The following is a 4754-nucleotide window of genomic DNA, read 5'->3' as shown; positions in this document are numbered from 1 at the left end:
TCTCCACCCGGGCCTCCGGCGCGCCGCGCGGCCAGACATCGAGCCCGATGCGCGGCCGCGCCATCAGCGCCGCCCCCGCCTCGCGCATCGCCTCGAGCCGGCGGAGCTGGAAGGCGAGCAGCTCGGCCGCCTCCTCCGGGCTCGGCTCGTCGGCCGGGCGCTCGGTCGGCGGCAGCAGCAGGCGCGACTTCAGATAGGCGAGCCACGCCGCCATCACCAGGAAGTCGGCGGCGAGGTCGAGATCGAGCGCGCGCGCCTGCTCGACCCAGGCGAGGTACTGCTCGGCCAGCGCCAGGATCGAGATGCGCGCGAGATCGACCTTCTGCTCGCGCGCGAGCCCGAGCAGCAGGTCGAGCGGCCCCTCGAACCCCTCGACCGCGACGGAGAGCGGCGCGAACCGCGGCGGCGGGCCCTCGAATTCGGTGACGGCGTCCTTGGTCATGGCCGCTCCCGGTTTAGAGCAGATCGCACACGGCTGGAATCAGCCGTGTGCATGAAGATGCTCGCAAGGAATGCCCAGAGCGGTTTCCACTCATGAGGAAACCGCTCTAAAGCCCGACCGCGGTGAACACCAGCCGCCTGAGCCAGAACAGCGGCGGCAGCAGCCAGCGCCCGATCGGGTCGGACGGGATGCCGGCCTGGCGCAGGATCGCCGGCACCACGAACAGGCCGAACAGCACGATGAAGATGCCGGCGTGCTCCAGCCGGGCAAGCGCGCGTGCAGGCCCGAGCGGAAGCAGACCGACGAGAATGCGTCCGCCATCCAGCGGCGGCGCCGGGATCAGGTTGAACAGCATCAGCAGCAGATTGATCTGAACCGCGAACAGGATCATCTCGGCGAGGAAGATGCCGACCGCGCGCGGCGGGATGTCCACCAGATGGCCGATCGCGGCGATCGCGAAGGCGAGGGCAAGGTTCATCGCCGGTCCGGCCGCCGCGACCAGCGCCATGTCCTGGCGCGGACTGCGGAAATACCGCGTGTTCACTGGCACAGGCTTGGCCCAGCCGAACAGGAACTCGACGCGGCCGATCGTCATCCATTGCAGGCCGAACAGGATCAGCGGCAGCGCGATCGTCCCGAACGGATCGACGTGCCGCGCCGGGTTCAGCGACAGCCGCCCCAGCATCTTCGCAGTGGGGTCGCCGAGCGCGTTCGCCGCCCAGCCATGCGCGACCTCGTGCAGGATGATCGCGATCAGCGCGCCGGGGGCGATCACCGCCACCCCCCAGAGGATCGACTCGATCACGCGAGCAGTGCGTCGAGCGAGGCAAGTGCGCGATCGCGATCGAGCCGCAGCCGCTTGATCAATGCGCAATGCGCCGCCTCGTCCAGCCGTCGGCCCGCCTCGCGCGTCAGCGCCGGCGTCTCGGCCAGCACCTCTTCGGTGCGCGCGGGATCGCCCGAGCACTCCAGCGCGGCATCGCAGCCGGCCGCGATCGCGGCGCGCGCGAGCTGCCCGGGCGGGTTGCGCAGCGCCTTCATGGCGAGATCGTCGGTGACGAGGAAGCCGCGGAAGCCGACGCGGCGGCGGATGAACCCGATCACGGCCGGAGAGATGGTGGCCGGATGCTCGGGGTCGAGATCGGTGAACAGGATGTGCGCGGTCATGCCCCAGGCGCGCTCGCGCGCGAGCGCCGCGAAGGGCCGCGCGTCATGGGCGAGGATCTGGTTGGTCAGCGCATCCACCACCGGCAGCGTCTCGTGGCTGTCGGCGACCGCACGGCCGTGGCCGGGCAAGTGCTTCACGACCGGCACCACGCCGCCGCCCTGGAGGCCACGGATCACCGTGCGGCCGAGCGCGGTGGCGACCCGGTGGTCGTCGCCGTGCGCGCGGTCGCCGATCACCGCATCGGACCCGCGCGCGGGCAGGTCGAGCACGGGGGCGCAGTCCACGGTGATGCCGGCCTCCGCCAGATCCTCGGCGATCAGTCGGGCGTTCAGATGCGCCGCCCGCCGCGCCGCCATCGGGTCGCGCCGGTAGAGTTCGGCGAACACGGAGGCCGGCGGCGGGTGGCGCCAGTGCGGCGGGCGCAGCCGGGCGACCCGGCCGCCCTCCTGGTCGATCAGGATCGGGGCGTCATGCCGACCGATCGCCAGCCGAAACTCGACCGCAAGATCAGCGAGTTGGCGCGGGTTGTCGATGTTGCGGGCGAAGACGATCGCCCCCAGCGGTCTGGTCCGCGCGAAGATCTTTCGCTCAGCCGGAGTGAGTTCGAGGCCGGAAAGGCCCACGATCGCGGCGCGCGGCGCCTCATCATCCTCGTCCACGCTGCCCTCAGGTTCCGCCGACCACGAAACAGGTGAAGCCCCGCGCGCGCACCTGCTCGCAGAAGCCGCGCGCGGCCGCGACATCGGCGAAGCCGCCGGTGCGCACGCGCCAGAAGGGCTGGCCGTCGCGCTCGCCGCGGCTGACGACGAGGGCGTGATTGCCGAGCAGGTCGGGCATGCGCGTGCGCAGGCGGTTCCATTCCGGCTGCACCGCAGCCTCGGCGCCGACGGCGGCAAGCTGGACCTGCACCGGGCCCTCGGCGCGCGGCGGTGCCGGCGCGGTGGGCTGAGCCGCTGCCGTCGCAGGCGGTCGCGGGGGCAGCGGCAGGCCGGGGGCGGCCTCGGCCTCGGCCGGTTGTGTCACAGGCGCGGTCGGCGCCTCGGCGGGCGCGGCCGCCGCGGGGGACGGTTCCGGCGCCGGCGGAACCGGACGCGGCACCGGCAGCGGCGCCTCGGGCGGCGGCAGCAGCACCTCAATCCGCCGGCCCGCCGGCGCAGCGGGCGCTCCGGCCATGCGCTGATAGATGAGCTGGTCCTGGTTCGGCACCTGCATCCCGCCCGGATCGGCCGGGCGGACACGGAACGGCGCGTTGTCGGCGACGATCAGCGGCACCTCGCGCTCGACGCGCTGGCCGGTGCCGACCAGGGCGACGGCGGCAATGAAGGCGAGAACGCCAACCACCAGGGCGAGCAACAGCACGCGCGGCCGGCCGCGCTTCTCGCGCCGCCGCCAGGCCGGCTGGCCGAACCGTGCCGTCGGGATGTCGAGGTCGCCGGCCCTCACGCCCGCCCTCCGTCCTCCGTGCGCCTCAGCGCATCTCCTCGACCGGCTCCACCCCCATCACGGCAAGCCCCGAAGCGATCACGGTGGCGGTGGCGGATACCAGCGCCAGCCGCGCCATCGTCTCCTCACGGGCATCCGTGCGGATGAAGCGAAGCTCGGTCTCCTCGCGGCCCCTGTTCCACAGCGCGTGGAAGGTCGCCGCGACATCATACAGGGCGAAGGCGATTCGGTGAGGCTCGGCTGCGGAAGCCGCCTGCTCGACCACGCGCGGCCACTGGACCAGGGCGCGGATCAGCGCGAGCTCGGCCGGGTCCGTCAGGCTGTCGCGCGGCGCGGCCGCGAGGGATGCGGGTGCGACGGCCTCGGCCCCGAACGCCTCGGCTGCGTGGCGCAGCACGGACCGGCAGCGCGCATGTCCGTACTGCACGTAGAAGACCGGATTGTCCTTAGTCTCCAGCCGCACCTTGTCGAGGTCGAACTCCATCTGCGCATCCGCCCTTCGCGTCAGCATGATGAATCGGACGACGTCGCGGCCGACCCCGTCGATCAGGTCGCGCAGGGTGACGAAGGTGCCGGCGCGCTTGCTCATGCGCATCGGCTCGCCGCCCTTCAGCAGGTGCACGATCTGGCAGAGCACGATCTCCAGCGTGGCCGTCCCCTGCCCCACGGCCTGCACGGCGGCCTGCATGCGCTTGACGTAGCCGCCGTGATCCGCACCCCAGACATCGATCAGCCGGGTGAATCCCCGCGCGATCTTGTCGGCGTGGTAGGCGATGTCGTTGGCGAAGTAGGTGTTCGAGCCGTCGGACTTCCTGAGCGCCCGGTCGGTGTCGTCGCCGAAGCGCGACGCGCGGAACAGCGTCTGCGGCCTGGGCTCCCAGTCGTCGGGCTTCTGGCCCTTGGGCGGCTCGAGCACGCCGACATGGATCAGGTCGCGCGCCTCGAGCTCGGCCAGCACGCGCTCGACCGCGCGCGAGCGGACGAGGGCGGCCTCGGAGGCGAAGGCGTCCTGGCGCACGCCGAGGGCGGCGAGGTCCTCGCGGATGAGATCCATCATCGCGGCGACGGTCTCGTCGCGCACACGCTCGATCCAGCGCGCGGGATCGGCCGGTGTCGCGTTCGGGCCGGCGAGTGCGGTGCCGTGGCGGCGGGCGAGCGCCTCGCCGACCGGGACCAGGTACTCGCCGCGGTATTGCAGCCCGCCGGGCACGAGGGCGTCGAACTCGGCTTCCGTCAGCGCCGTGCCGAGCGCCTGGAGGTAGCGCCAGTAGGCGGCCCAGGCGAGCGCATCGACCTGCGCGCCGGCGTCGTTGATGTAGTACTCGCGGGTGACGTCGTAGCCGGCCTTGGCGAGCAGGGCGGCGAGCGCATCGCCGACCACGGCGCCGCGGCAGTGGCCGATATGCAGCGGGCCGGTCGGGTTGGCGGAGACGTATTCGACGTTCACGCGCACGCCGCGCCCCATGGTCGAGTTCCCGTAGTCGGTGCCGGCGGCGAGGATGTCGGCGAGCCGGTCCTGGAGGAACTCCGGGCGCAGGGCGACGTTGACGAAACCGGGGCCGGCGACCGAGGCGGCGGCGACGGCCGGGTGCGCGCGCAGGGCCTCGGCGAGTGTCTCGCCGAGCGCGCGCGGGTTGGTGCGCAGCGGCTTGGCCAACACGAGAGCGGCGTTGGTGGAGATGTCGCCGTGCGACGCGTCGC

Annotated in this window: 5 protein-coding genes; all 5 read right to left on the bottom strand. The window is 72.6% G+C overall.

All coding sequences use genetic code 11. The features are described from left to right. A partial coding sequence (locus ACTIFU_RS22390) for a segregation and condensation protein A (RefSeq protein ID WP_439580539.1) occupies positions 1-442 on the bottom strand: 442 nt, incomplete at its 3' end. Positions 443-548: 106 nt separating this feature from the next. Next, positions 549-1247 carry a site-2 protease family protein gene (locus ACTIFU_RS22385; RefSeq protein WP_439580538.1) on the bottom strand — a complete coding sequence of 233 codons (699 nt, stop codon included), beginning with the start codon at positions 1245-1247 and terminating at the stop codon, positions 549-551. Continuing rightward, entirely contained in the window at positions 1244-2269 is a 1026-nt protein-coding gene (gene nagZ, locus ACTIFU_RS22380) for a beta-N-acetylhexosaminidase (protein WP_439580537.1), read from the bottom strand. Before nagZ ends, ACTIFU_RS22385 begins: the two co-directional genes overlap by 4 nt. A 7-nt stretch (positions 2270-2276) precedes the next feature. After that, positions 2277-3053: an SPOR domain-containing protein gene (locus tag ACTIFU_RS22375; RefSeq protein ID WP_439580536.1), complete on the bottom strand. Its 777-nt coding sequence runs from the start codon at positions 3051-3053 to the stop codon at positions 2277-2279. 25 nt (positions 3054-3078) lie between these two features. Then, positions 3079-4754, bottom strand: a 1676-nt coding sequence (gene argS, locus ACTIFU_RS22370; RefSeq protein ID WP_439580535.1) for an arginine--tRNA ligase, incomplete at its 5' end; no start/stop codon positions are given.

Source organism: Elioraea sp. (assembly GCF_051860475.1).
Taxonomy (GTDB): Bacteria; Pseudomonadota; Alphaproteobacteria; order Acetobacterales; family Acetobacteraceae; genus Elioraea.
Note: the sequence above shows the minus strand (reverse complement) of the source record. Positions and strands in the feature narration are given on the sequence as shown.